The sequence below is a fragment of the Arthrobacter sp. NicSoilB4 genome (assembly GCF_019977335.1).
Taxonomy (GTDB): domain Bacteria; phylum Actinomycetota; class Actinomycetes; order Actinomycetales; family Micrococcaceae; genus Arthrobacter.
The window spans coordinates 85701-110849 of the sequence record NZ_AP024653.1; the positions used below are offsets into that span (position 1 = coordinate 85701).

Annotated in this window: 22 protein-coding genes; 8 read left to right on the forward strand and 14 right to left on the reverse strand. The window is 67.3% G+C overall.

Translation table 11 applies throughout. The features are described 5' to 3' along the window. Nucleotides 1-2: 2 nt before the first annotated feature. Genes LDO13_RS00420 through glyA form a run of 6 tightly spaced genes read right to left on the reverse strand, consistent with a single transcriptional unit; the run spans nt 3 to nt 7935 of the window. Nucleotides 3-1418, reverse strand: coding sequence for an L-serine ammonia-lyase (locus LDO13_RS00420; protein ID WP_224048136.1), 1416 nt, complete (start codon nt 1416-1418; stop codon nt 3-5). After that, entirely contained in the window at nt 1418-2053 is a 636-nt protein-coding gene (locus tag LDO13_RS00425; RefSeq protein ID WP_224048137.1) for a sarcosine oxidase subunit gamma family protein, read from the reverse strand. Before LDO13_RS00425 ends, LDO13_RS00420 begins: the two co-directional genes overlap by 1 nt. Next, on the reverse strand, nt 2046-5006 hold the full coding sequence (locus LDO13_RS00430; protein WP_224048138.1) for a 2Fe-2S iron-sulfur cluster-binding protein: 2961 nt from the start codon (nt 5004-5006) through the stop codon (nt 2046-2048). The genes LDO13_RS00425 and LDO13_RS00430 overlap by 8 nt, the downstream gene beginning before the upstream one ends. Then, on the reverse strand, nt 5003-5347 hold the full coding sequence (locus LDO13_RS00435) for a sarcosine oxidase subunit delta (RefSeq protein ID WP_224048139.1): 345 nt from the start codon (nt 5345-5347) through the stop codon (nt 5003-5005). The genes LDO13_RS00430 and LDO13_RS00435 overlap by 4 nt, the downstream gene beginning before the upstream one ends. Nucleotides 5348-5377: 30 nt before the next feature. Further along, a complete protein-coding gene (locus LDO13_RS00440; protein ID WP_224048140.1) occupies nt 5378-6598 on the reverse strand; it encodes a sarcosine oxidase subunit beta family protein in 1221 nt (406 codons plus the stop codon). Then, on the reverse strand, nt 6595-7935 hold the full coding sequence (gene glyA / locus LDO13_RS00445) for a serine hydroxymethyltransferase (RefSeq protein ID WP_224048141.1): 1341 nt from the start codon (nt 7933-7935) through the stop codon (nt 6595-6597). Before glyA ends, LDO13_RS00440 begins: the two co-directional genes overlap by 4 nt. A gap of 155 nt (nt 7936-8090) precedes the next feature. On the opposite strand from glyA, the gene LDO13_RS00450 reads away from it, so the two are divergent. From LDO13_RS00450 to LDO13_RS00460, 3 genes are all read left to right on the forward strand, one after another. Then, entirely contained in the window at nt 8091-8744 is a 654-nt protein-coding gene (locus tag LDO13_RS00450; RefSeq protein WP_224049845.1) for a GntR family transcriptional regulator, read from the forward strand. Nucleotides 8745-9313: 569 nt separating this feature from the next. Then, nucleotides 9314-10570 (forward strand): aminopeptidase P family protein, encoded by a 1257-nt coding sequence (locus tag LDO13_RS00455; protein ID WP_224048142.1) that lies wholly within the window; start codon nt 9314-9316, stop codon nt 10568-10570. Nucleotides 10571-10668: 98 nt separating this feature from the next. Further along, nucleotides 10669-11493 carry an IclR family transcriptional regulator gene (locus tag LDO13_RS00460; protein ID WP_224048143.1) on the forward strand — a complete coding sequence of 275 codons (825 nt, stop codon included), beginning with the start codon at nt 10669-10671 and terminating at the stop codon, nt 11491-11493. A gap of 21 nt (nt 11494-11514) precedes the next feature. Here the strand turns inward: LDO13_RS00460 and LDO13_RS00465 are convergent, their stop codons facing one another. Beyond that, nucleotides 11515-13092 carry a PucR family transcriptional regulator gene (locus tag LDO13_RS00465; protein ID WP_224048144.1) on the reverse strand — a complete coding sequence of 526 codons (1578 nt, stop codon included), beginning with the start codon at nt 13090-13092 and terminating at the stop codon, nt 11515-11517. A 106-nt stretch (nt 13093-13198) separates the two neighbouring features. Between LDO13_RS00465 and LDO13_RS00470 the strand changes: the two genes are divergently transcribed. Together LDO13_RS00470 and LDO13_RS00475 are read left to right on the forward strand one after the other, a co-directional pair. After that, the gene (locus tag LDO13_RS00470) at nt 13199-14737 is read left to right on the forward strand and encodes a cytosine permease (protein ID WP_224048145.1); all 1539 of its coding nucleotides are present in this window, start codon (nt 13199-13201) and stop codon (nt 14735-14737) included. Nucleotides 14738-14873: 136 nt separating this feature from the next. Next, nucleotides 14874-15677 carry a creatininase gene (locus tag LDO13_RS00475; RefSeq protein ID WP_224048146.1) on the forward strand — a complete coding sequence of 268 codons (804 nt, stop codon included), beginning with the start codon at nt 14874-14876 and terminating at the stop codon, nt 15675-15677. A gap of 328 nt (nt 15678-16005) precedes the next feature. Here the strand turns inward: LDO13_RS00475 and LDO13_RS00480 are convergent, their stop codons facing one another. The 5 genes from LDO13_RS00480 to LDO13_RS00500 all read right to left on the reverse strand — a co-directional run bounded on the left by LDO13_RS00480 (nt 16006) and on the right by LDO13_RS00500 (nt 20759). Continuing rightward, nucleotides 16006-16821 (reverse strand): CPBP family intramembrane glutamic endopeptidase, encoded by an 816-nt coding sequence (locus LDO13_RS00480; RefSeq protein ID WP_224048147.1) that lies wholly within the window; start codon nt 16819-16821, stop codon nt 16006-16008. 299 nt (nt 16822-17120) lie between these two features. Further along, nucleotides 17121-17876, reverse strand: a complete 756-nt coding sequence (locus LDO13_RS00485) for a maleylpyruvate isomerase family mycothiol-dependent enzyme (RefSeq protein WP_224048148.1) — start codon at nt 17874-17876, stop codon at nt 17121-17123. Next, nucleotides 17876-18697, reverse strand: coding sequence for a fumarylacetoacetate hydrolase family protein (locus LDO13_RS00490; protein ID WP_224048149.1), 822 nt, complete (start codon nt 18695-18697; stop codon nt 17876-17878). Before LDO13_RS00490 ends, LDO13_RS00485 begins: the two co-directional genes overlap by 1 nt. Further along, a complete protein-coding gene (locus tag LDO13_RS00495; protein WP_224048150.1) occupies nt 18694-19827 on the reverse strand; it encodes a cupin domain-containing protein in 1134 nt (377 codons plus the stop codon). Before LDO13_RS00495 ends, LDO13_RS00490 begins: the two co-directional genes overlap by 4 nt. A gap of 110 nt (nt 19828-19937) precedes the next feature. Further along, a complete protein-coding gene (locus tag LDO13_RS00500) occupies nt 19938-20759 on the reverse strand; it encodes an IclR family transcriptional regulator (protein WP_224048151.1) in 822 nt (273 codons plus the stop codon). Nucleotides 20760-20808: 49 nt separating this feature from the next. On the opposite strand from LDO13_RS00500, the gene LDO13_RS00505 reads away from it, so the two are divergent. Both LDO13_RS00505 and LDO13_RS00510 read left to right on the forward strand, forming a co-directional pair. Next, entirely contained in the window at nt 20809-22149 is a 1341-nt protein-coding gene (locus LDO13_RS00505; protein ID WP_224048152.1) for an aromatic acid/H+ symport family MFS transporter, read from the forward strand. Continuing rightward, complete coding sequence (locus LDO13_RS00510; RefSeq protein WP_224048153.1) at nt 22142-23413, forward strand: FAD-dependent oxidoreductase; 1272 nt, start codon at nt 22142-22144, stop codon at nt 23411-23413. Before LDO13_RS00505 ends, LDO13_RS00510 begins: the two co-directional genes overlap by 8 nt. Nucleotides 23414-23539: 126 nt before the next feature. On the opposite strand, the gene LDO13_RS00515 is transcribed toward LDO13_RS00510, so the two are convergent. Further along, nucleotides 23540-23899 (reverse strand): hypothetical protein, encoded by a 360-nt coding sequence (locus tag LDO13_RS00515; protein ID WP_224048154.1) that lies wholly within the window; start codon nt 23897-23899, stop codon nt 23540-23542. A gap of 151 nt (nt 23900-24050) precedes the next feature. Here LDO13_RS00515 and LDO13_RS00520 point away from each other — a divergent pair, with 151 nt between their 5' ends. After that, nucleotides 24051-24377: an antibiotic biosynthesis monooxygenase gene (locus LDO13_RS00520; RefSeq protein WP_224048155.1), complete on the forward strand. Its 327-nt coding sequence runs from the start codon at nt 24051-24053 to the stop codon at nt 24375-24377. Here LDO13_RS00520 and LDO13_RS00525 read toward each other — a convergent pair. Next, nucleotides 24374-24994 carry a hypothetical protein gene (locus tag LDO13_RS00525; protein ID WP_224048156.1) on the reverse strand — a complete coding sequence of 207 codons (621 nt, stop codon included), beginning with the start codon at nt 24992-24994 and terminating at the stop codon, nt 24374-24376. The two genes, LDO13_RS00520 and LDO13_RS00525, sit on opposite strands and share 4 nt — an antisense overlap. Nucleotides 24995-25149 lie beyond the last annotated feature (155 nt).

Here is a 25149-nt window from a genome sequence, read left to right on the forward strand (position 1 = left end):
GATCAGCACTCCACGACGTTCACGGCGAGGCCTCCGCGGGAGGTTTCCTTGTACTTGGTTTTCATGTCCGCTCCTGTTTCACGCATGGTTTTGATGGCCTTGTCCAGCGAGACCTTATGGCTGCCGTCGCCGTGGAGGCACAGGCGGGCGGCGTTGATGGCTTTGACGCTGGCGATCGCGTTGCGTTCGATGCAGGGGATCTGCACCAGCCCGCCGACGGGATCGCAGGTCAGGCCGAGGTTGTGTTCGATCCCGACTTCGGCGGCGTTTTCCACTTGTTCCGGGGTGCCGCCCAGCACTTCGCAAAGCCCCGCTGCCGCCATGGAGCAGGCCGATCCGACTTCACCCTGGCAGCCGACTTCCGCCCCGGAGATGGAGGCGTTGATCTTGAAGAGGATGCCGACGGCGGCCGCCGCCAGGAGGAAGCGGACGACGCCGTCGTCGTCGGCTCCCGGAACAAACTTGACGTAGTAGTGAAGCACCGCGGGGACGATGCCGGCTGCGCCGTTGGTGGGGGCGGTGACGATGCGCCCGCCGGCCGCATTTTCCTCGTTGACGGCCAGGGCAAACAGGTTCACCCATTCCATGGCGAGCAGCGGGTCGGCGGGCACCTGGGCCAGCGCGGGGGTCCTTGCCCGGTCCCCGGCGCTGGTGGCGGCGGCCGCCAGCGTCCGGAACAGGGCCGGGGCGCGGCGTGGGACGTTCAGCCCGCCGGGCAGGATGCCCTCGGCCGCGCAGCCGTTGTCCACGCACTGGCGCATAACAGCCCACAGTGCCAGGAGCTTTTCGCGGAGTTCGGCCTCACTGCGCCAGACCAGTTCGTTGGCGAGCATCACGTCGGAGATGGACATGCCCTCCCGCTTACAGATGTCCAGGAGCTCGTCGGCCGTCGTGAAGGGGTAGGGCAGCACGGTGTCGTCCCGCACCACCTGGTCGCCGGCGTCGGCATCGCCATCAACAACGAAGCCGCCCCCAACGGAATAGAAGCTCCGTTCGCTGAGGACAGCCCCGGCATGGTCCAGCGCCCGGAAGGTCATGCCGTTGGGGTGGGCCGGCAGCGACTTGCGCCGGTGCAGGACCACGTCCTCGTCCCAGTTGAAGTCCACCCGGTGGTGGCCGCCGAGCCGCAGCTCCGCGTCCAGGGCCGCGGCCGCCACCTCGTCATCGGCAGTGCCGGTGTCCACTGTCTCGGGGTCGTGGCCCTGGAGACCCAGGACCACGGCCTTGTCCGAGCCGTGCCCCCGGCCGGTGGCCCCCAGAGAGCCGAACAATTCGGCCTGCACCCGCGTGGTTGCACTCAGCTGCCCGTCACTCTTGAGCCCGTCGGCGAAGCGTTTTGCTGCCCGCATCGGGCCGACCGTGTGGGAGGAGGACGGCCCGATGCCAACAGAAAACAGGTCCAGGACGCTGAGCGCCATCAGGGGACCTCGGGGGTCGCAAATTCGCGCATGGCATCGAGGAGCCAGCGGCCGAGGAACTCCGCAAAGGAGGCCCGCGGGAAGACCCGGTAGGTCTCTTCCGCGGTCTTCCACAGAATGGCCGGGATGCCGCCGATTTCCGTGGACAGCGCCGTTCCGGTCTTGAAGACCCGGGGGTGCAGGTCCAGCGAGCAGCCCTTTTCCAGGACGGCCCGCGCCCGCGGACCGGAGAGTTCGAGCGTGGTGCGGTTGGCGGAGAGATCGACCACCTGGCCGGCGTCGTCCCCGAGTGCTGCGATGAGCGTCCGGGGGAGTTCGCCGCCCACGCTTTCGTGGGATGCGGCGGGTGCCACGAGCAGGAATTCTGCCGGGCCCAGCCACAGCACCGCGGTGTCGCCGCTGCTGCGGACTTCCCCGGACGCGGAGGGCAGGCCTCCCGTGAGGGCTCCCAGCCGCTCCCCGCCGTCGCCCGCCGGATCGACCCGGAACCCAGCCATGGTCAGGAACGGCACCTCGCGCAGCTCCACCGTGCCCGCCACGGATCCCGCTGCAAAAGCTGCGGCCAGCAGCGACGCCGGGCTCTGCCGGAGGGTCTGGATCTTCTTGGAATTTTCGAGTGCTGCTGTGTCAGCCATCTTTGCGGGTCCCTTCAGAGTCAAAAAGTACGGTTTCTGCGACAACCACGTCAACCAGCTGGTCGCCGGCGGCGGCCACGAGAGTTTCGCCGATGCGGTTGCGGCCATTCTTGATCAGGGCGAGGGCGAACGACCTGCCCAGTGCGGCGCTGTGGTAGCTGGACGTCACGAACCCCTGCATGGGGACCGGGCCGTAGGCGGGGTTGACGGTGATGCCCTGTTCCACCAGTTGGGTGCCTTCGGGGAGCCGGATGGTGCCGTCCACGGGGAGGACGCTGACCAGGTGCTTCCGGTCGGTGCGGGCGGCGTCCTTGCGGGTGTAGGAACGCTTGCCGATGAAGTCCTTGGCCTTGGAGACCACCCACTCCATCCCCGCGTCCTGCGGTGTGACGGTCCCGTCGGTGTCCTGGCCGACGATCGGGTAGCCCTTCTCCGCACGCAGGACGTGCATGGTCTCGGTGCCGTACGGGGTGATGTTGAACTCCGCCCCGGCCGCTGCCACGGATTCCCAGGTGTTCAGCCCGTACCAGGACGGGATGTTGATTTCGTAGGCCAGTTCGCCGGAGAAGGAGATCCGGCAGACCCTGGCCTGGACACCGGAGGCCAGGGTGGTCTCGCGGAACGTCATGAAGGGGAAGGCCTCGGCGTCGAGCCCGCCGTCGGCCGCCAGTTCCGGGGCCAGTTTGGCCACGACGTCGCGGGACTTCGGTCCGACGACGGCGATGGTGGACCACTGTTCTGTGACGGAGGTGCAGTGCACGTCCAGGCCAGGCCATTCGGTCTGCAGCCATTCCTCCAGCCAGTCCAGGACCTTGGCGGCACCGCCGGTGGTCGTCGTCATGAAGTACCGGTCCTCGTCGAGGCGGAGGGTGACGCCGTCGTCGAAGATCATGCCGTCCGGAGTGCACATCACGCCGTAGCGGGCGGAACCCGGGGCGAGCTTCTTGAACGCGTTGGTGTAGATGCGGTTCAGGAACTCGCCGGCGTCCTTGCCCCGGATTTCGATCTTGCCCAGCGTGGTGGCGTCCATGAAGCCCACGGATTCCCGGACGGCGGCGCATTCGCGCAGGACCGCGGCGTCCATGTCCTCATCCGCCTGCGGGTAGTACCAGGGGCGCTTCCACTGGCCGACATCCTCGAACAGGGCACCCTGGGCGACATGCCAGGGGTGGATCGACGTGAGGCGGGCCGGGTCGAAGAGCTCGCCGCGCTGGCGTCCGGCCAGGGCGGCGAAGGCCACCGGGGTGAACGGGGCACGGTACGCGGTGGTGCCGATCTCCCCGATGCCCCGGGACGCTTCGCCTGCCTGGCGGAGTGCCGCGGCGATGACGCCGATCGCGTTCACCCCGGAGGTCTTGCCCTGGTCGTTGGCGGTGCTGATCGAGGTGTAGCGCTTGACGTGTTCCACCGAACGCATGCCGGCGCCGGTGGAGCGGAGCACGTCGGCCACGGACTGGTCGCGCTGGAAGTCGACGAAGTGGTGGTGCCAGTCGTCCGGTCCGCCTTCCTGCCCGGGGACCAGCCACAGCTGGCGAGTCGGGGCGGATGCTTTCGGCTCAGCCAGGACGGACGACCCGCCCGAGTTTTCAGGCTCGAAGCCGGCGGCGCTGACTGCCGCCGCCCCGGCGGAGATGCCCTCGGCGACGCAGTCTGCGAGCCCGAAGCTGCCCCGGCCCGCGCCCGCTACCTGCTGGTTGGGGACGATGCTGCTGGGCACGAAGGCGGCCAGCTCATCGTCCCAGCGGATCTTGCCCTGGCGCTGGGAGTGCAGGTGCACCACGGGGGACCAGCCGCCGGAGACGGCGAGCAGGTCGCAGGCCAGCTGTTCGACGCCGGAGGTGAGTTCGCCGTCGTCGTCGATGCTCCGGATGGTGACGCCGGTCAGCCGGCCGTCGCCGGAGACGGCAGCGGAGGTGTCGGCGACGGCGCTGCCGATCAGCACCCGTGTGCCGGCTGCGGCCGCTGCGGCTGCCTTTTCGCTTAGCTGCGGGCGGGCGTCGACGACGGCCTCGACCCGGATGCCCGCGGCCCGGAGGTCGGATGCCAGGGCGTAGGCGCTGTCGTTGGTGGTGCTGACGACCACCCGGGAGCCCGCGGCGACGGCGTAGCGGTTGAGGTAGGTGCGGACCGCGGAGGCGAGCATGATGCCGGGGCGGTCGTTGTTTTCGAACACCAAGGGGCGTTCGTGCGCGCCCGGGGCCAGGATCACCTGTTTGGCACGGATGTGCCAGATCCGCTGGCGGGATACGCCGGGCGCGGCCGGGGACAGGAGGTGGTCCGTCCGGTTCTGGGCCGCGATGACGTAGTTGGAGTCGTAGGAGCCGAAGGCCGAGGTGCGGTTCAGGACCGTGCACTCGGCCGCGGAGATCAGCTCGGCTTCAACGTTGGACACCCAGTCCAGGGCGGGGACCCCTTCGATGGTCTCCGCAAGGGCCGGTTCGGTGGATCCGGACAGCAGCGAGCCGCCGAGTTCCGGCTGGTCGTCGATGAGGATGACGCGGGCGCCGCTGCGGACGGCTTCGCGCGCCGCGGCCAGTCCTGCCGGGCCGCCGCCGACGACGAGGACGTCGGTGTGGACGTACTTCTTGTCGTACTCGGCGCGGTCCTCCGCGGGATCCAGCTTGCCGAGCCCGTTGAGCAGTTCGGCGCTGAGCCCGTCCACGAGGGACACGGTGGTGGCGGGAAGCATGGATTCGGCCACGTGGCCCGGGAACCGGGCGGCGACCTTGACGAGGGCGTTGGATTCCTCGACGCCGGCGGACATGATGCCGCGGGGCCGGTCCTCGTACAGGGAGTTGCCGGCGGAGATCTGGCCGTTCGCCAGCAGGGCGGAGGCGAGGGTGTCGCCGGGGTGGCCCGTGAATTCACGGCCATCCACGGCAAAGCGCCAGGTGACGCTGCGGTCAATGCGTCCGCCGGTGCTGAGGCGCGCGGGCTGCGGCTGAGCGGTCATTTGCTTGCTCCTTCCGGGGAGACGGGGCTGGGGAGTGTGGGGGCTGTGGTTCCCGTGGCGGTGTTTTCCTTGTCAGGGCGGAGCTGCCCCATCGGGTAGACGGCCTGGATGTCGTAGGTGACGGTGTCGCGGAGCATGTTGAACCACTGCCGGCAGCTGGTGCTGTGGAGCCAGCGCTCGGCGAAGGCGCCCTTGGTGTTGTCGCGGTAGAACAGGTATTCGGCCCATTCACGGTCGGTGAGTTCCGCCGGGTTTTCGGGGTAGGCGATGTGGGCCTGGCCGCCGTAGTGGAATTCGGTCTCGTCCCGGGGGCCGCAGTTGGGGCAGGGGATCAGGAGCATGTCCGTACCTCTTTCTAGTGGGCAATCTTCTTAGTGGGCAACGGCGGCGGCGCCGTGTTCATCGATCAGGGCGCCGGTTTCGAAGCGCTCGAGGGCAAAGGGTTTGTTGAGGGTGTGCGGTGTTCCGGTGGCGATGGTGTGCGCGAACGTCAGTCCCGCCGCCGGGGTGCCCTTGAAGCCGCCCGTGCCCCAGCCGCAGTTGACGAACATGTTCTCCACCGGGGTGGTGCCCACGATGGGGGAGGCGTCGAGGGTGGTGTCCACGATCCCGCCCCAGGTCCGGAGCACGTGGGCTCGGGCGAAGATCGGGAAGAGTTCGACGGCGGCGGCCATCTGGTGCTCGATCACATGGAAGGAGCCGCGCTGCCCGTAGCCGTTGTAGGAGTCGACGCCGGCGCCCATCACGAGTTCGCCCTTGTGCGCCTGGGAGACGTAGACGTGGACGTGGTTGGACATGACCACGGTCGGGTGGACGGGCTCGTGTAGTTCGGACACGAGTGCCTGCAGCGGGTGGGACTGGATGGGGAGCCGGAACCCGGCCATTTCCGCGAGGACCGAGCTGTGCCCGGCGGCGCAGAGTCCGACCTTTTCGGTGTGGATGGTGCCGCGGTTGGTTTTGACGCCGACGACGCGGTTGCCGTCCTTGAGGAAGCCGGTGACTTCGCAGTTCTGGATAATGTCCACGCCGAGTTCGTCGCACTTGCGGGCGAAGGCCCAGGCGACGTGGTCGTGCTTGGCGATGCCGGCACGCGGCTGGTAGGTGGCGCCCATGACGGGGTAGCGGATGTTGTCGTTGATGTTCAGGATGGGGCAGAGTTCCTTGACCTGCTGCGGGTCCAGCCATTCGGCGTCGACTCCGTTGAGCTTGTTCGCACCTACGCGGCGGATGCTTTCGCGGACGTCGCCCAGGGTGTGGGCGAGGTTCATCACGCCGCGCTGGCTGAACAGGAAGTCGTACTCGAGCTCCTCCGGCAGGATCTCCCACAGCTTCAGGGCGTGCTCGTAGATCGCCGCGCTCTCGTCCCAGAGGTAGTTGGAGCGGATGATCGTGGTGTTCCGGGCCATGTTGCCGCCTGCGAGCCAGCCTTTTTCCAGGACGGCGATGTTGGTCATCCCGTGGTTCTTGGCCAGGTAGTAGGCGGTGGCGAGGCCGTGCCCGCCGCCGCCGACAATCACGGCGTCGTAGGAGGACTTGGGCTCCGGGTTCCGCCAGAGGAATTCCGGGTGTTCCGGAAGCTGTTCCGTGCTCATTGTGCTGCTCCAATCAGTTCTGCCTCAAGCGCGGGTGACGCCGTCTTGCCGCCAAGGTGCGGGTAGAGGGGGAATTTGTCCGCCAGGGCGCTGACGCGCCGGCGGAGGCCGGCGGCGGTTTCGTCGCTGAGTGCGTTGTCGATGGCCGGTGAAGTGAGGGCGGAGGCGATGATGTCCGCCACCTCCGCGAATTCGGTGGCGCCGAAGCCGCGCGTGGCCAGTGCCGGGGTGCCGATCCGGAGCCCGGAGGAGACCATGGGCGGGCGGGGGTCGAACGGTACGGCGTTGCGGTTGACCGTGATGCCGATCTGGTGTAGCCGGTCTTCGGCCTGCTGCCCGTCCAGCTCCGAGTGCCGCAGGTCCACCAAGACGAGGTGGACATCGGTGCCGCCGTTGACCACCGAGATCCCGGCGGCGGCGACGTCGTCCTTGAGGAGCCGGGACGCGAGAAGGCGGGCGCCTTCGAGGGTGCGTTCCTGGCGTTCCTTGAACCCGGCCGAGGCCGCGATCTTGAAGGCGACGGCCTTGGCCGCGATCACGTGTTCCAGCGGGCCGCCCTGCTGGCCGGGGAAGACGGCGCTGTTGATCTTGCGCGCAAATTCCTCCCTGCTCAGGATCACCCCGCCGCGCGGGCCGCCAAGGGTCTTGTGCGTGGTGGTGGTGACGACGTCGGCAAAGGGCACCGGGTTCGGGTGCAGCCCGGCAGCCACGAGACCGGCGAAGTGCGCCATGTCGACCATCAGGTAGGCGCCCACGAGGTCGGCAATCCGGCGCAACTCGGCAAAATCCAGCTGCCGGGAGTAGGCCGACCAGCCGGCCACGATCATTTTGGGCCGGTGCTCGAGGGCCAGGGCCTCGACTTCGGCCATATCGACCAGGTGGTTGTGCTCGCTGACGTGGTACGGGACCACGTTGTAGAGCTTGCCGGAGAAGTTGATGCGCATGCCGTGGGTGAGGTGTCCGCCGTGTGCGAGCGAGAGTCCCATGATCGTGTCGCCCGGCTCCAGCAGGGCAAACATGGCGGCGGCGTTCGCCTGGGCCCCGGAGTGCGGCTGCACGTTCGCGGCTTCCGCGCCGAACAGGGCCTTGACACGGTCGATGGCGAGCTGTTCGATCACGTCGACGTGCTCGCAGCCGCCGTAGTAGCGCTTACCCGGGTAGCCCTCGGCGTATTTGTTTGTCAGGACCGAGCCCTGCGCCTCCATGACCGAGGCGGGGGCGAAATTCTCGGAGGCGATCATCTCGAGGGTGGACTGCTGGCGCAGGAGCTCCCTGTCCACAGCTTCCGCTACTTCGATGTCCACTTCTGATAACCGGTGATTCAGCTGCCCAACCATACGACTGCTCCTTTGAAATACTACTTCTGACTAATTGATATATCAGTGTGGGATCAATGGTATGGTGGAAATCACAACAGAGTCAATAGGTTCCCGGCCAAAACCGCCGGATGGGCCGCTGGGGAAGGGGAGATCCGTTGAGCGCAGGACACCTTATGCCGGCAGCCGAGGAGGGGGAGATCTCCCTGGCCGAGGCGGCCTACCGCCAACTGCGGGACAAGCTGATCATGCTTGAGATCAAGCCCGGCGCCCCGATCAACGACGGCCAGCTGGCCACTGAACTTGGGGTGGGCCGGACTCCCGTCCGGGAGGCCATCAAGCGCCTCGAGGTTGACCATCTGGTTGTTTCATACCCGCGCCGGGGAACGTTCGCCACCATCGTTGACATCACGGAACTCGCGGATGTCTCGGACATCCGCGAGCTGCTGGAACCGCTGGCGGCCCGCCGCGCCGCAACGAACGCCAGCTCGGAAATGCGCGAGGAGCTCCGGGAGGTCGCCCGGGCCATCTCCGGTCTCGATGCCACACCACGCGACAAGCGCGAGCTCATGCGCTACGACCTCACCGTGCACCGGCTGATCTACCGCGCCGCGGGCAATCCCCACCTGGAAGACACCCTGATCCGCTACGACAACCTCGCCACGCGGATCTGGTGCCTGGTGCTGGACAAGCTCCCCTCGGTGGCGGGACACATCACCGAACACGTCGGGCTGCTTGAGGCAGTCGCCGACGGCGACGCTGATCTTGCCGCAAAGCTTGCCCTCGAGCACGTCTCAAGCTTCGAGAAAAGCGTCCGGCAGGTTCTCTAGGGCCCCTGGGGGCGCGGCAGCCTGGGCGGCGTGCGCCGCGCCTCAGTCATCTTTTCTTCCAGCGCTTCGGCCACTTCACGTTCATCAGGAGCAATCCGAACAGGAGCGCGTCGATTGTCATGATTCCCGCCATCAGGTAGGCCCACCCGATCATCATGGCCTGCCCGCCGTCGGGTGGCCGGAACTGTGTGTGCCTACCAGAATGCGCATGGCGATCTCCTGACGTGGATCCCCCCAGTCACTCGATAGTCCACTAAGTGTGCCACTGTGCCTCCCCTGGGGGGAACGGCGGCGCCCGCTGGCCCAAGCTTTTTCCAAGCCGGCCTCAGGCGTCGCATTATGTGCAACAAAGTAACACCTTAAGCAACGACTCGTCGGCAGTCCGCCCGGCCGCCTTTCGGCGCCTGTTCCCCTCCACGACTTCTGTGTGCGCGAGAAAATCACGCCAAGAAAACAAAGGCCATTGACTGTGTCACGCGTCACGCCTATTCTGATGCAACAGTGTTGCGCTGAATGCAACGCGAATCCCAACTTCCCCTGGAACCCCATCGCAGAAGGGCACCATCACGATGACTATCACCACCTCGGGCAACGCCTCGTCCATCGCCGAACTGGAGCGTCTGAAAGTCCTGCACAACGGCCAGAAGGAAAAGCTGACCTTTTCCAGCGCCGAATTTGAGCGCCGGCTCGGCGGGCTGCGCCGGATCATGGCAGAGAAGGACCTGGACGCCGTCGTCCTGACCAGCTACCACTCCATCAAGTACTACTCCGACTTCCTCTTCACCTATTTCGGCCGGTCCTACGCCATGGTGGTCACCAAGGATGACACCGTGACCGTCACGGCCAATATCGACGCCGGCATGCCGTGGCGCCGCAGCTACGGCGACAACGTGGTCTACACGGACTGGCGCCGGGACAACTACATCTTCGCCATCCAGGAGGCGCTGCGCACCCGCGGCATCAGCCCGCGCCGGCTGGGCGTCGAAGACGATTCCCTCCCGCTCGACAACCGGAACAAGATCCAGGCGGCGTTTGCCTCGGCCACCCTGGTGGACGTGGCCCAGGCCGCCATGCGCCAGCGGATGATCAAGTCGGCCGAGGAGATCGAGGTGATCAAGCACGGAGCCCGCATCGGAGACCTCGGCGGCGAGGCCATCCGCAACGCCATCACCGCCGGCATCACCGAATACGAGGTCGCCCTGATCGGCACCGAAGCCATGGTCCACGAGATCGCCCGGACCTTCCCGGACTCGGAAATCCGCGACACCTGGGTGTGGTTCCAGTCCGGCATCAACACCGACGGCGCCCACAACTGGGCCACCACCCGGAAGATCCAGGAACACGACATCCTGTCCCTGAACTGCTTCCCCATGACCTCCGGGTACTACACCGCCCTGGAGCGCACCCTGTTCTACGGCGAACCCGACGCCCGCTCCCTGGAGCTGTGGAACATCAACGTGGAGGTCCACAAGCGCGGCCTCGAGCTCATCAAGCCGGGGGCCGTCTGCAAGGACATCGCCGCCGAGCTGAACGAGATCTACGTGGGCCACGGACTGCTCGCCAACCGGACGTTCGGCTACGGACACTCCTTCGGCGTCCTGAGCCACTACTACGGCCGCGAAGCCGGACTGGAACTCCGCGAGGACATCGACACCGTTCTCGAGCCTGGCATGGTGGTCTCCATGGAACCCATGATCACGGTCCTGGACGGCCAGCCGGGAGCCGGAGGCTACCGCGAGCACGACATCCTGGTGGTTGGTGAGGACGGGGCCGAGAACATCACGAAGTTCCCGTTCGGCCCGGAATACAACATCGTGGGCGCCTGACCGTCCCACGCCCGCCCGAAAGGGACGAACACCAGAAGCGGCGCCACGTCCACCGTGGCGCCGCTTTTCGGCCCTCATGCGGAATGATGGGAACCACCATGACCCCAGCAGAATCTCCCGGGACCACCGGAAACGGCGACACCAAGGGCACCTCCGTCATCGTCAACGCCATCGCCGTGCTGCGGACTTTCACCGCTGATGAACCGCTGCTCGGTGTCACGGAGATCGCCAACCGGGTCGGGCTGCACAAAAGCAGCGTTTCCCGGATCCTGGCCACCTTCGAGCAGGAACACCTGGTGGAACGCGACCCGGAAACACGCCGCTTCCGCCTGGGCCTGGGGCTGATCGCCGTCGCCGGCCCGTTGCTCGCTGAACTCGAGGAGCGGCGCGTGGCCTACCCCGTCCTGCGCGAACTCACCGAACAGACGGGTGAAACCAGCGCACTGATGGTCTGGAACGGCACGGAATCAATGTGCGTCGAGCAGATCGCCAGCCGCCAGCAGATCAAACACACCACCCCGCTGGGGGCCCGGTACCAGGACGCCATGAGCGCTTCCGTCCAGGTCTTCCTGTCCGCCGAACCCGCCGAACGGGTCCGTGCCCTGCTCCGCAGCGGCACCATCACGTATCCGGGGCTGGATGATGCCAGCCTGGACGGCTACCAGATCAAACTCCGCGACGCAGCAACCCGGGGCTGGGCCATCAACTACGGTGAATCATCCATCGACGAAGTCGGCGTTGCCGCACCTGTCTTCGACCACCGCGGCGACATCGTGGCCTCCGTCCTCATCCCGGCCCCCCGGTTCCGCGTTTCCCGCGAACGGCTGCAGAGCCTGGGCGAGGCGTGCGCCGCTGCCGCGCGCCTCGTCACCACCCGTCTTGGCGGCCGCCCTCCCGCGGGTCCGGAGCAGGCGCAGAGCTAGGCGGCCCGGTCCGCAGGAGGGTCAGGAGAGCGTGGCCAGCCGCGTGGCCAAATGCAGGGCCGCCAGCCGGCCCGTGTCCCGCGGGTCACCACCGCACAGCTCGAAGATCCGCCGCAGCCGCTGGTGCATCGACTGCCGTTCCACATGAAGCTCGCGGGCCGCGTGGGCGGTGTTGCATCCGCAGTCCAGCCACGTGGCCAGGGTGTCGAGCAGCCGGGAATTCCGTTGTGCGTCATGATCCAGCAGCGCGCCCAGCTGCTGGCGCACGAAGTTCCGGCGCTGGTACGGGTCCAGCGATTGAACGGTGAGGCGTTCCACCGCGAACGCCTCGGCGTCGATCACGGACTGGTGGAGACCGCCGCTTCCCGGGGCCTGCTGCGGGGAAGACGCCAGCTCCAGCGTGAGCTTGGCTTCGGACAGCGACCAGGGCGCGTCCGAAATACCGGCCACCAGCGGACCCACGGCCGCGAGCGTTCCGGCCATCGCCGAAAGCTCCACCAGACCTGCCAGCAGCCGCCGCCGGCTCTCTTCCGAAGCATCGCCCGCCAGACTGGCGACGGCGAGAAGCTCGGCGTTGTCGACGTACGTGGCGTGGGACTGCGCCGCCCGGGACAGGTGCTGCTCCAGGGATGTCCGTAGCTGCTGTGAAATGTCCGAGCGCACCACCACGGCCACGAGCGGGGCGGACACCGGAATTCCGGCCGCTGATGCCAGTTGCTGCAGCCGCCAGGGCTGGCTGCCCGAATCGATCGCGCGGATCAGTGCTGCTCCGGCAACCTCCCGCAGCCCGGGGGACATCCGCTGCAGCATGGCCAGCGCCAGGATGTCCACGGAGCGCTTTCCGGCTGTCCGGGCAAGGTTCTCGTCCTCGTCCGCTGGGACGCTGAGCAACAACTGCGCCGCAAGGATTCCGCGCACAGGAACGTCGATGTGGATCAGCCGCGCATGTTCGTGGGGCGCGGCCGTGCCCCCTGCGGCGCTGCCGGCGTCGGCGGTCTCGCTATGTCCGGCCGTCTCGGCCCGCTCGGCATTGCCGGGCGATGCACTGGCAAGGGTCGCGCCCGTGAGGGACGCCAGGGTCACCTCGGCACGGGTGATGCCGGCAAGTACGGCCAGAATCCGGTCCAGGCTGCCGCCGTGCGCCAACTCGACGGCCATGGCGTGGCTGGCCTCATCGGCCCGCCGCAGCTGCGAAACCGACTCGCTGACCAGCGACGAGTTGATGGCCTGCATGACACTGACAAACGGGACCACCTTGCGCAATTCGATCAGCGGAAGGCCGACCGCCTCGGCGGCCGACACCATCGAGGACGGGAGCGAAGGCAGGGCGGGGCCGGTTTCGATCGCGAGGGCAGCCACGCCCCGCTCGGCCAGCTCGCGGATGTAAGTGACGCGCCGTTCGTCGGAGGCGAGGGCGAGGGCCTCCCCGCCGGTCAGCAGGAACTCCCCGCCGTCGAGTAACGGGGCGATGTCAAGAATCTCGCTGGAGTGGATCCACCGGAGCTGGGTCCTGGCGGCGGTGCCGGCCGCCGCCCGGACGACCGGATCGGCGGCGGACAGCGTTGGGTGGTTCAGGACATCTTGAAGACGTATTGACATGACACTCCGTCGCGTGAAGCAAGTATTAACTAGACACATCATATATAGGCGTATGTGGCATGTGCCACATAATCTGGAAGGACCCCACTCACTCACGGAGGCTCCAATGCGTGAAACCCCCCCTAAGATTTCGGCAAGCCACGCCCCCGCGGTCAACGAAGACTGCGAAGCCTGGCTCCAGCCCATTCCCGAATCCCAGCGGACCCGGAAAGTATCAGGCCAGTTCTGGATCTGGGCCGGTGCCAACCTCGCCCCGATCAACTGGGTGCTCGGCGCCCTCGGCATCCACCTCGGCCTCGGCTTCGCCGACACCGTCACCGTTCTGGTTTTGGGGAACCTGATCGGCATGCTGCTCTTCGGCTGCTTCGTGCTGCTGGGCCAGAAGACGGGTGCGACCGGCATGGTCCTGGCCCGGGCCGCCTTCGGCCGGCGCGGGAACTACCTTCCGGCGGCCATCCAGGCGTTGCTGGTCATCGGCTGGTGCGCGGTCAACACGTGGATCATCCTTGACCTGGTCATGGCGCTGTTCGGGACGCTCGGCTGGGTGGACCCGACCGCCCACAACTATGGCTGGAAGATCGGCGTCGCGACTGCCATCATGGCCGCGCAGGTTGCCATTGCGTGGTTTGGCTACAAGGCGATTGCCGCCTTCGAAAAGTGGACCGTGCCGCCCACCATCATTATCCTCGCGGTGATGTCCGCCGTCGCCTGGTTCGGCATGAAGATCAACTGGTCCTACTCCGGCCCGGCCGGCAACATCCTCGAAGGCTCGGAGCGCATCGCCGCGATGAGCGCCGTCATGACGGCGATCGGCATCGGCTGGGGCATCACCTGGTTCACCTACGCCGCCGACTACTCCCGCTTCGTCAGCACCGAAGTGCCGAAGCGAAAGGTCTACCTGGCCTCGGTCCTGGGGCAGTTCATCCCCGTCGTCTGGCTCGGGATCCTGGGCGCCAGCCTGGCCACCAACAGCGGTGAGATCGACCCCGGAAAACTCATCGTCCAGAACTTCGGCGTCATGGCGCTCCCGGTGCTGCTGATGGTCCTGCACGGACCGATCGCCACCAACATCCTGAACATCTACACCTTCTCGGTCGCAACACAGGCCCTCGACATCACCATCAGCCGCCGCAAGCTCAACCTGTTCGTCGGTGTGTTCTCTCTTGCCGCCGTCGTCTTCTTCATCTTCCAGGAGGACTTCGCCGCCGTCCTGGATGCGTGGCTGATCGGACTCGTAGCGTGGGTGGCTGCCTGGGGCGGCGTCATGCTGGTGCACTACTTCTGGATTGAGAAGCGCTGGCCCAGCGACCCGGCCCGGCTGTTCGACGCCGTCGGCACCAAGCGCCTGCCTGGCGTGAACCCCGCCGGCATCGCATCCCTGCTCATCGGCATCTTCGCGACGTGGCTGTTTATGTACGGGCTGGTCCCGGCCATGCAGGGCCCGGTCGCCGTCGCCCTCGGCGGATGGGACTTGTCCTGGCTGGCCGGCGGCCTCTCCAGCGCAACGGCCTACGCCCTGATGGGACCGCGATTCCACCGGAAGTTCCTGCAGGTGCCAAGCAGCGCCGGGGCGACCGCGGAAGAGGCTGCGCCGCGCGTGCCCGACCTCTCGGCCACCACCACCGCCGCCCCGGCCGGCCTCTAGCCAGGAGATCACCCCGGCGGTGCCGATTACACCACCGGTTTCCCCTTCGGCCCGGCCCGCAACATCACCAGCGCCCGATACCCGGTGGCGGCGGCAGCCGCCACCGGCTCGGACCTTAACGAGGAGCACCACCAGCATGGAAAAGTCAGTATTTCTGGAGGACCTGGATGCCTTTGCCTACCGCGAAGCCTTGGCATCCGGGGAGGCGATCGTCCTCATTCCCGTCGGCTCCCTGGAACAGCACGGCCCGCACCTTCCGCTGGGAACGGACACCATCCTGTCCTCCTACTTCGCGGAGGGCGTCGCCCGGCGGCTGGGTGCAATGGTTGCCCAGCCGATCGCCTACGGGTACAAGTCGCAGCAGAAGTCCGGCGGCGGCAACCACCTCCCGGGCACGGTCAGTCTGGATGGTGCCACCCTCATCGGCGTGGCGCGCAACCTGGTCAAGTCCTTCCTCAACCAGGGCGTCCGGCATGTGGTGTTCATCAACGGCCACTTCGAGAACTACCAGTTCCTGTACGAGGGAATCGACCTGGCCCTGGACGAGCTTGGGATCGCGCCCGGGGCCAAGCAGAGCGTGCTGCTGCTGTCGTATTGGGACTTTGTCAGCCAGGACACGCTGACGCAGGTCTACCCCGAGGGCTTCCCGGGCTGGGACATCGAGCACGGCGGGGTCCTGGAAACCTCGCTTATGCTCCACCTCGAACCGGCCCGGGTGGCCATGGGCCGCCTGGTCGACGGTCCTGCCGCGGTCCTGCCGCGCTTTGACAGGCTGCCGGTAGTGCCGGAGCGGACACCCGCCACCGGTTGCCTGTCATCGGCCGCGGGCTCCAGCGCTGCCAAGGGCGCGGTGCTGTACGGGCAGGTGGTCGAAGATCTGGCCGCCGACCTGGCAAGCGAACTGGTCCGTGAACCTACGCCGGCAGCTGTTCCGGCGTAGGCACAACGATCCACAGGGCAACACGGTTCACACAGTAATTCGGGTGCCGCGGGGAGACTTTCCCGCGGCACCTTGCCAGTTAAGGACCTGCGGCAACGTGGCGGAGCGCTTCCGCTTTACCTTCCGGATCTGTTTCCGCGCACCGGCGAAACTGCGCTCCTGCCCAGTTACCACTCGCGATGGGCTCCGACACCCGCGTGTCGCCTGGCCTGCACCGCTTCGTGGGTCGGTAACTGGGCGGGAGCGCGGGATCCTCCGCTCACTCTGGATGGGCCGCCCGCCGTCGCCACGGGTGAGCGGCCCGTAGTCCCTGCCGCCGGCTGCCTGCTCAGTACAGGAAAATCGGCAGCCAGTCGCCGTTGTGGGCCTGGACCAGCGCGAGGAACAGCACGAAGTCGAACGTCAGGTGCACAGCCACGACGTAGGTGAGGGACTTCGTCAGTTTGAACGTGTAGCCCTGCAGCAGCGCGAACGGGAACGTCAGCAGCGGCCCCCACGACTGGTAGCCGATCTCCCAAAGAAAGGACGAGAAGATCACGGCCTGCAGGATGTTGGCCAGCCAGTCGGGAAAGTGTTGCCGCAGCAGCGTGAACGTAGTGCAGATGAAGAACAACTCGTCCCAGATGCCGACAGCGTTCACTCCGAGAAAGAGCCGCCAAAAGATGGCCGGGTCGGTTGCGTCCGGCCAGTTTTGGTAGACCCCGGTGCTGATCAGGTACACGGGCAGAAGGAAGTAGCCGAGCAGCACGACGCCGGCCAGGTACAGCTTCGCGGTAAACGGCCATTTACGGCCGGTCTTCACAGGGAACCTGATGATCTTCTCGCCGTACACGAACCGCGATACCAGCCACGGCACGAGTACGGCAAGGGCGAGGGCGCCACCCATGAGGACTATGTGCTGCGTGCTCAAGTCAGCGTTCAGCGGAACCGCGCTGATGATGACCATGCCCGCGGCGACCAGCGCAAGGTGCCGCATCAACGCGCGGTCGATGAAAGCCGCCGTGACCAGGCCCAGGGCAAGCACGCCGTAGCCAAGGTCATTCCCGGCGCCAAACAGCAGCACGCCGGACGCCGAGACAAGCCCCGCCGGCACCAGCTTCCAGCTGAGCGCGGTGCGCGGACTTTCCGTCGAGATCGATGTCACCTCACCAGCATGCCAGTGCCGTCCGCGGCGCGGAACGGTCCACGGGAAGTGACCCTGTGGCGCGGGCGCCGGGCAGGGCCGGCCCCAGCCGAAGCCTATGCTTTCCACCTGCTACGCCATGGTCTTCCTTCTTGGGCCGCAGGCGTTGCGGTCCTGATCGCCCCGATCGCCCTGCTGCTCATCACCATCGACCTCAAAGTGCCCCCGGAGGGAGGCGACCAAACACGAAAATGGGAGGCCCCTTCGCCTGAACAATTCAAGCGGAGGGGCCTCCCGCTTTGTCGATCGTTTAGCTGGCCTCAGATCCACTTGGGCGCGGCCGGAACCGTGCAGTTGGATCCAGCGCCCGGCCCGACGGCGGTGACGCCGCCGTTGCCGCGGCCTGCGGCCCATTCGACGACGGCCGCCAGCGGTCCCGACACCACCGTCGGGGACGCCGACGTCGTGTCCCCGAGCGTGAGGTCGCGGTCCGTCACCTTGACCACGAGACCCGTATCCGTGCCGCGGGTCTTCCAGGCGCCGGTGATGTCCTTCAGGAGCCGTTCCAGCACGGGGGCCGGGATGTCGGTGAAGGCGGCGCCGTTGGCCAGGTCGACGGCGTGCATCCAGACTTCGCGGCTGCGCATCCAGACCGTTTCGGTGGCGGGCACCTCGCGGCCCTGGATGGTCCGGACCAAGTGGCGCCAGGCGTTCTCGGGCAGGTCCCGCCATTCGACGTTCAGGTGCACGGCGGAGTGGTCGAAGAGATGCCGCAGTGCGATCGGGCTCAGCGTGGCGCCGAAGTCGATCTCGTGGTCCCGGACGTCGGTGGAGGCGTACATCGGGGTTTCCACCCCGGTGGCCGCCCACTCGATGAGCCGGGCAATGGCCCGGGCGTTGTAGCCGATGTGCGCCGTGATGTGGCGGCGGGTCCAGCCCGGCAGCAGCGAGTCGCCGTCGAGCTCCGCGTCACTGAGCTCGTTGAGCTTGCGGGCGAAGAACGCCGTACCCCGGCGCGCCTGCAGCAGGCCCGCCAGCAGCTCCGGGTCCGTCGTCTGGTCGTGGCGGGCAACCATCAGGCTTCCTTGACCACGCGGTTCTTCAGCTGTCCCAGTCCCTCGATGCTGGTGACCAGGATCTGGCCCTCCTGCAGGTAGCGCTTCGGGTCCTGGGCGTGGCCCACTCCGCCGGGGGTGCCGGTGGCGATGACGTCGCCCGGGTTCAGCGTGATGATGGTGGAGATGTAGGAGACCAGGAATTCCGGCGTGAAGACGACGTCGTTGGTGGGCGTCTGCTGCTGGATTTCGCCGTCGACCGCGGTGGTCATGAGGCCGCCGTTGAACTCGTCCTTGGTGACCAGGGCAGGGCCGAACGGGGTGGACTTCTCCCAGGTCTTGCCCTGCAGCCACTGGATGGTGCGGAACTGGTAGTCGCGCATGGACACGTCGTTCAGCACGGCGTACCCGGCGATGTGGCCGGCGGCGTCGGCTTCGCTGATCCGGCGGCCCTTCTTGCCGATCACGACGGCGAGTTCGGACTCCCAGTCGACCGTGTCGGATTCCTGGGGCAGCGCCAGGTCGTCGTTCGGGCCGATCAGGGATTCCTGGTACTTGGCGAACAGGGTGGGGAACTCGGGGACTTCCCGGCCCATTTCCTTGATGTGGTTGCGGTAGTTGTGGCCCACGCAGATGATCTTGCCGGGGGAAGGGACCACGGCGGCCAGGTCAGCGCCCTCGAGCGGGTGCGTGGCGCCGGAGGCGTTCTGCGCGGTCGCTTCCCAGCCTTCGGTGCGGAGCAGCGCTCCGACGTCGGCGAAGCCGTCGATCTCGGTCAGGGTGTCGCCGTCCTGGCGCACGGCCTTGGTGCCGGTTTCAGTGCGGAGGGTGAGGAGTCTCATTTGTTGTTGCGTCCTTCGATGTAGGTGCGGTTGAAGTTCAGCCGTTCGAAAATGGGGGCGTCGCTGAAGCGGAAGAGATCGAACTCCGTCTCGGCCTGAAGCGACCATTGAGTCCAGGACGGGACGACGAACAGGTCGCCCTTTTCCAGGGTCCTGGTTTCGCCGTTGAGGACCACGGAGCCGCGGCCCTCGAAGACCTGCCAGACGCTGGAGCCGACCTCGCGGACAGCTTCGGTGATAGCGCCGGCGCGGAGGCGGTGGAATTCGGCCCGGATGGTGGGCATCACGTCGCCGCCGGTGGTGGGGTTGGTGAAGCGGACAGCGGCGTGGCCCTGGGACACGGTGGCCGGGTGGCCCTCGTCCTCGAGCAGCAGCTGCTCCCGCAGTGCGCGGTCGGTGTATTCCCAGCGGTAGGCGGCGATGGGGGAGCTGGTGGTGTCATCCAGCCCGGAGAGCGGACGCAGCCCCGGGTGCGCCCAGAGCCGCTCGGAGCGGGAGATGTCCGGGGTGGCTTCGTCGGTGACGCGCTCGGTGCCGAACTCGAAGAAGCCGGCGTCGGCGTAGTGCACGAACGGGATGTCCAGGCCGTCGATCCAGGCCATGGGCTCATCGGTGTCGTTGTGGTGGCCGTGGAAGTTCCAGCCCGGGGTCAGCAGGAAGTCGCCGCGGGACATCCGGACCGGGTCGCCGTTCACTACGGTCCAGACGCCTTCGCCCTCGACCACGAAGCGGAAGGCGTTCTGGGAGTGGCGGTGTTCCGGAGCGGTCTCGCGGGCGCCGAGGTACTGGATGGCTGCCCACAGCGTGGGGGTGGCGTAGGGGGTGTTCCCGAGGCCGGGGTTGGCCAGGGCGATCGCGCGGCGTTCGCCGCCGCGGCCCACGGGGACCAGGTCGCCGGCGCGGGCGGCCAGCGGATACAGGTCGCTCCACCGCCAGACGTGGGGCACCGCCTTGGGGCTCGGGACCATGGGCATGAGGTCCGCGATCTCGGTCCACAACGGGATCAGGTTCTCGCGGTCAAAATCCCGGTAGAGCTCCTGCAGCTGGGCGGCTTCTTCGGGCGTCGGCTCCGGGGCAGTGTGCCCGGCGGCCACTGATTCGTGAGTCGTGTTCTCGGCGCTGATGGACACGGAGGCCTCCTCGGTAGGGTCAGAACAGTTCATTGGCGTAGTTCGACTCTACGGACGGGGGCAGTGTGACCCCCAACATATTCTGCTGGACAGAATCGTTGGGCTGACTGTCAGTCCGGCTCGGCCGGATTGGCCGCGATATCGATCTCCAGCTGCCGGCAGGTTTCCCGCATGGCGGGGACGAGTCCGGCGTCGAACACCCTGCGGAAACGCGTCGCGGGAGTGGCGACGCTGAGCGCGCCGACCACGTGGCCGTGCCGGTTGTGCAGGGCCATGCCGAGGGCGCTCACACCATCCTCGGTGCCTTCGAAGTTGGCGGCGAAGCCGTTGCTGCGGATGGACTCCAGCTCGCGCAGGAACGCAGCGTACTCCGGGGCCGGAATGGTGTCCCCGCCGATCTCGGCATTGTTGCTGCGGAAGAGCTGGTCGATCATCTGGGGTTCCAGTTCGGCCAGCATGGCCTTGCCTCCGGAAGTTTTGTTGGCGGGCATCACGGTCCCCTGCCGGTCACCAACCCGCAACACGTTGTTTCCCTCGACGGTGGCCAGGAAGCGCACCTTCGTCCCCACCCGCACCATAAGGTTGACCGTCTCGTCGAGCCGCGCGGAGAGCAGTTCCATGTGCGGCTGGGCCAGCGAGCGGAGCAGCCTGGTCCAGCTCAGCCCGGCGGGTCCGACGCCCATCGCCGGACCCGGCACGTAACGGCGGGTTTCGTCCTGCACCGCGAAACCCCGGTAGACCAGCATCGCCAGGAGGCGGTGGGCGGTGGACGGGGCCACCCCCAGCTCCTCGGCGGCGTCCTTGAGCCGAAGTGTCCCGACGTCGCGGAGCAGCTGCAGGAGCTGCAGCGCGTTGTCGACCGCCTCGATTGAATAGGTCGGCCGCTTCTGCACGGGCTTCCTGGACGACTTGGACGCGGGCTTGTTCTGCACATCAGAATTGTATTGTGGTTCACCTGCGGCGGCTAGGACAGTTAGTGGCATGAATCACACACCTTCCGCTGCAGCGCCGCACCGGTCCTCGCCGGGGGCTCCCGCCCCCACTTCCGCTGACGGGCCAGCATCCCGGTTCTCCAAGGGCTCGGCCGCCGCCGTCTTCGTCTGCTGGCTCCTGGTGGTCTTCGACGGCTACGACCTGATCGTCTATGGCACCGTCCAGTCCTCGCTGATCTCGGAGACCGGCTGGGGCCTGACGAAGGCCACCGCCGGAACCATCGGTTCCATGGCCTTCCTCGGCATGATGATCGGGGCGATCTTCGCCGGCCGCATGGCCGACTCCTGGGGCCGCCGCCGCACCATCCTGGGCTGCGCCGTCGTCTTCTCGGTCTTCACCGTCCTGTGCGCGTTCGCCCCCAACGCCGCCGTCTTCGGCGCCCTGCGGCTCCTCGCCGGCATCGGGCTCGGCGGCCTGGTGCCCTCGGCCAACGCCCTCGTTGCCGAACTTGTCCCCACCAAATGGCGGTCGACCATCGCCACCCTGATGATGTCCGGAGTCCCGATCGGCGGATCCATTGCCGCCCTCGTCGGCATCCAGCTGATCCCCGCCTTCGGCTGGGAATCCATGTTCCTCGTGGCCGGGCTGGCCCTGGTGATCGTGGTGCCGCTGGGACTCAAATACCTTCCGGAGACGCTGACCCCGGCCAGCGCCGCAGATAAGGCCGCCCGCAAGGCGGCGGGCAAGAAGTTCAAGGAGCCGTCCGGCTTCTCGTCCCTGCTCCGCGCCCCGTACCTGGGGGTCAGCATACTGTTCGCCCTGGCGACGATCGCCACACTGTTTGCCTGGTACGGGCTGGGCACCTGGCTGCCCAACCTCATGCAGCTTGCCGGCTACAACCTGGGTTCCGCCCTGACCTTCGCCCTGGCCCTCAACCTCGGGGCGGTGGCCGGTTCGGTCATCACGGCCTGGGCCGGGACCCGCTTCGGCCCGGTGCCGACCGCCATCGCCGCGGCCGCCGTCGCCGCCGGCGCACTGATGGTGCTGGTCGCGGGACCCCCGGTCACCGTCGTGTACCTCATGCTGGTCCTCGCCGGCGTCGGAACCCACGGCACGCAATGCCTGATCATCGCCGCAGTGGCGAGCCACTATCCCGGCCACCTGCGCGGCACCGCGCTGGGCTGGGCGTTGGGGACGGGCCGCATCGGCGCCGTCGCCGCGCCCCAGGTCGGAGGCCTCCTGCTGGCAGCCGGGCTGGGCGTCAATTCCAATTTCCTCGCCTTCGCCGGGGCAGCCGCGATCGCAGCGGTCCTGCTGGCCGCCGTCGGCCTCAAACTCAAAGCCAAATCGTCAATCTCACCCTCATCAACAGGAGCAAGCAATGTCTGAGCACGTCCAGTCCACCGGTGCAGAGTCCACCGATGTCCTCGTCATCGGAGGGGGAATGGCCGGACTGGCCGGGGCCCTTGCGCTGCGGGAGAACGGCGCCAACGTCACCCTGGTGGAGCGGGCCCCCGAATTCGGCGAGGTCGGCGCGGGCCTGCAGATGGCACCCAACGCCTCCCGCGTGCTGAAGCGCTGGGGCCTCCTGGAGAAGGCCCTCGAAATCGGCGTCCAGCCCAAGCACCTGGTCTTCCGCGACGCCGTCACCGGTGAGGAGCTCACCCGCCAGACCCTCAACGGTGAATTCGCTGACCGTTACGGCGCGCCGTACGTCGTGATCCACCGCAGCGACCTGCACCGCGTCCTGCTCGAAGGCTGCGAGGCGGCCGGCGTCAAGCTCGTCAACGACGTCATGGTCGAAAGCGTGGAAACCGTCAACGGCCGCGGTGTCGCGCACACCGCCGCCGGCGTGGACTACGAGGCCGACGTCGTGATCGGCGCCGACGGGCTCAAGTCCACCCTCCGCCCGCTCGTGGCCAGCGACGAGCCGGTCCCCTCCGCCTATGTCGCCTACCGCGGCACCGTCCCGATCACCGCGGACACGCCCAAGGCCGACCTCGAGGACGTCATCGTCTACCTCGGCCCGGACTGCCACCTCGTGCAGTACCCGCTACGCAAAGGCGAGCTGCTGAACACCGTTGCCGTCTTCAAGTCCGCCTCCTTCGAGCGCGGCGAAGAGCAGTACGGCGGCGTCGACGAGCTGGAGGTCGCCTACAAGGACTGCGTCCCGGCCGTCCAGGAAGCGCTGAAGAACCTGGCCACCGGCATCCGCTGGCCCATGTACGACCGCGACCCGATCGAAAACTGGGTCGCCGGCCGGATGGTCCTGATGGGCGACGCCGCGCACCCGATGCTCCAGTACCTCGCCCAGGGCGCCTGCCAGGCGCTTGAGGACGCCGCTGTGCTGCAGGACGCCACCGTCGGCACCGTCTTCACCGCCGACGGCGTCAACCCGGCAGCCTGGGACGGTGCGATCAAGGAGTTCAACACCATTCGCGCCGGCCGCACCGCTCGGGTCCAGCGCACCGCTCGCGTCTGGGGCGAATCCTGGCACGTCTCCGGGCTGGCCCGGACCCTGCGCAACCTGCTCTTCAAGAGCCGGAAGGACAACGACTTCCAGTACAACGACTGGCTGTACGGCCAGGACGGCGACGGCGTCCCGGCAGTCCGCGAGGCCCACTCCGCCCTGGTGGACCGGGTCTCCGCCTGATCTGATCGGACAACGCGGGGTCATTTAGCGCCCATCCCGAGCCTAAGGATGGACGCTAAGTGACCCCGCGTTGTTTGTTTTGGGGGCCGGTCGGACTCAGGCGGCGCCGGACACCGGCATCCGGCCTCAGGCCATCAGCGTGAGTACGGCGATCCGGTACCCGTCGGTTGATTCGATCAGCTGGTAGCAGAACCGCTCGGGCTGCCGGCCGGCGTAGGACCACGTGACGTCCGCCCAGACGGTGCCCGGTGCCTCGCCCATGATCACGATCTGCTGGTCGACGTCGTCCACTCCGGCGTATTGGCCGAAGGCGGAAGCGAAGAACTCCTCGGTCTGGCGGGAGTCGCTGACCGGGATCGACGTGCCGGGGAACAGGATGAGCGACGGCACCGCGTACATGCCGGCGATCGCCTTGGCATCGCGTGCCAGCAGCGCCGCGGCGTAGCGCTCGAAGAACCCGTCTACCTTCTCCTTGGTCGCAGTCATGGCCCCAGACTACAAACTCCCGGCGTCCCGCGCACCGATTTTTCCCACGGGCTTTTCCCACGGCGTTTTCCCGCTGGGGGAGTCCGGCATCGGGTAAATCGGCCCTACCGGCCGGCTTTCGGGCGGGCCGATAATCGGGGGTATCCACCCCGTGCAGACTTTGGAGGCGATCGACGTGTCGGTTTATACGCTGGGAATCTGGTTGGTGCACCCGGGCCGCGAGAATGATTTCGTGCAGGCGTGGCGGGATCTGGCCCGGAAGACCCAGGAGGACTTCCCGCATGCGAAGGCTGTGCTGATGCATGACCACGACGTCCGGAACCGGTTCATCAGCACCGGCCCGTGGGAATCCCTGGAACAGGTCGAGCAGTGGCGGGCGTCCGCCGTGTACACCCAGGGCATCGAGGCGATGAAGGACATGCTGGAGCACTTCGAGCCGCACACCCTGGACGAGGCCGCCGGCATCGGCGGGGACTAAGCCCGGCTGCCCGGTTCCGCGCCCTGCAACGCCTCGAGTACCGCGGGCAAGAGCACCCCGTTCCGGCCCCAGACCGGGTCGAAGACTTCAACGTACCAGGACTCGGCCAGCAGCAGGGCGAGGGTCTCGTTGGCCTCCTCGGTCCAGTCCCGGAGCTGTTCTTCGCTGACCGGGCCTTCACTGCTGCCAAGGACCGTCACCACGTCGTCGTTCCACAGCGTCACCGGGATGGAGGCCTGGCTGGTTTCCCCGGGAGCGTGCGCCACGGTGACCAGGCCGGTCCGGGTGGACAGGTCCAAGAGCGCCGACGCCGACTCCGCACTGCAGAACCCCGTCACGTAAGCCCGCTGCGCATGGCCCTCGGCGAGCAAGCCGGGCTGCGACTCCCTGGTGAAAAGGCTGTTCCGGTTCAGTTCCGCGAGCCCTGCAGCGATGGCCCTCGTTTCGGCGTCGAAACCGGGAGTGAAGGTCCCCGGCTGGTACTCGCTGCGGCTCTCCAGCCAGCGAGCGGTGAGCTCGCCGGCCGCCGGGATCGTGCCGGCCTGCCGCCAGACTTCGCGGTCTGCCAGGAGCCGCCCGAAGGAATCCCGCTCGGTGGTGTATCTGTCCTCTGCCATCTTTGAACGCTACGCCTTTCGGACGGTCGGCGGAGCAGGGCAGTACACACCCCTTAACAAAGGACCAGGCGGACTGGCGGCCCCTTGCGAGATCTCCCGCTAGAATTCAGGGGGAATCAGCCCTCAGCAGCCGCGAATCCGTGGCGGAGAAGTAC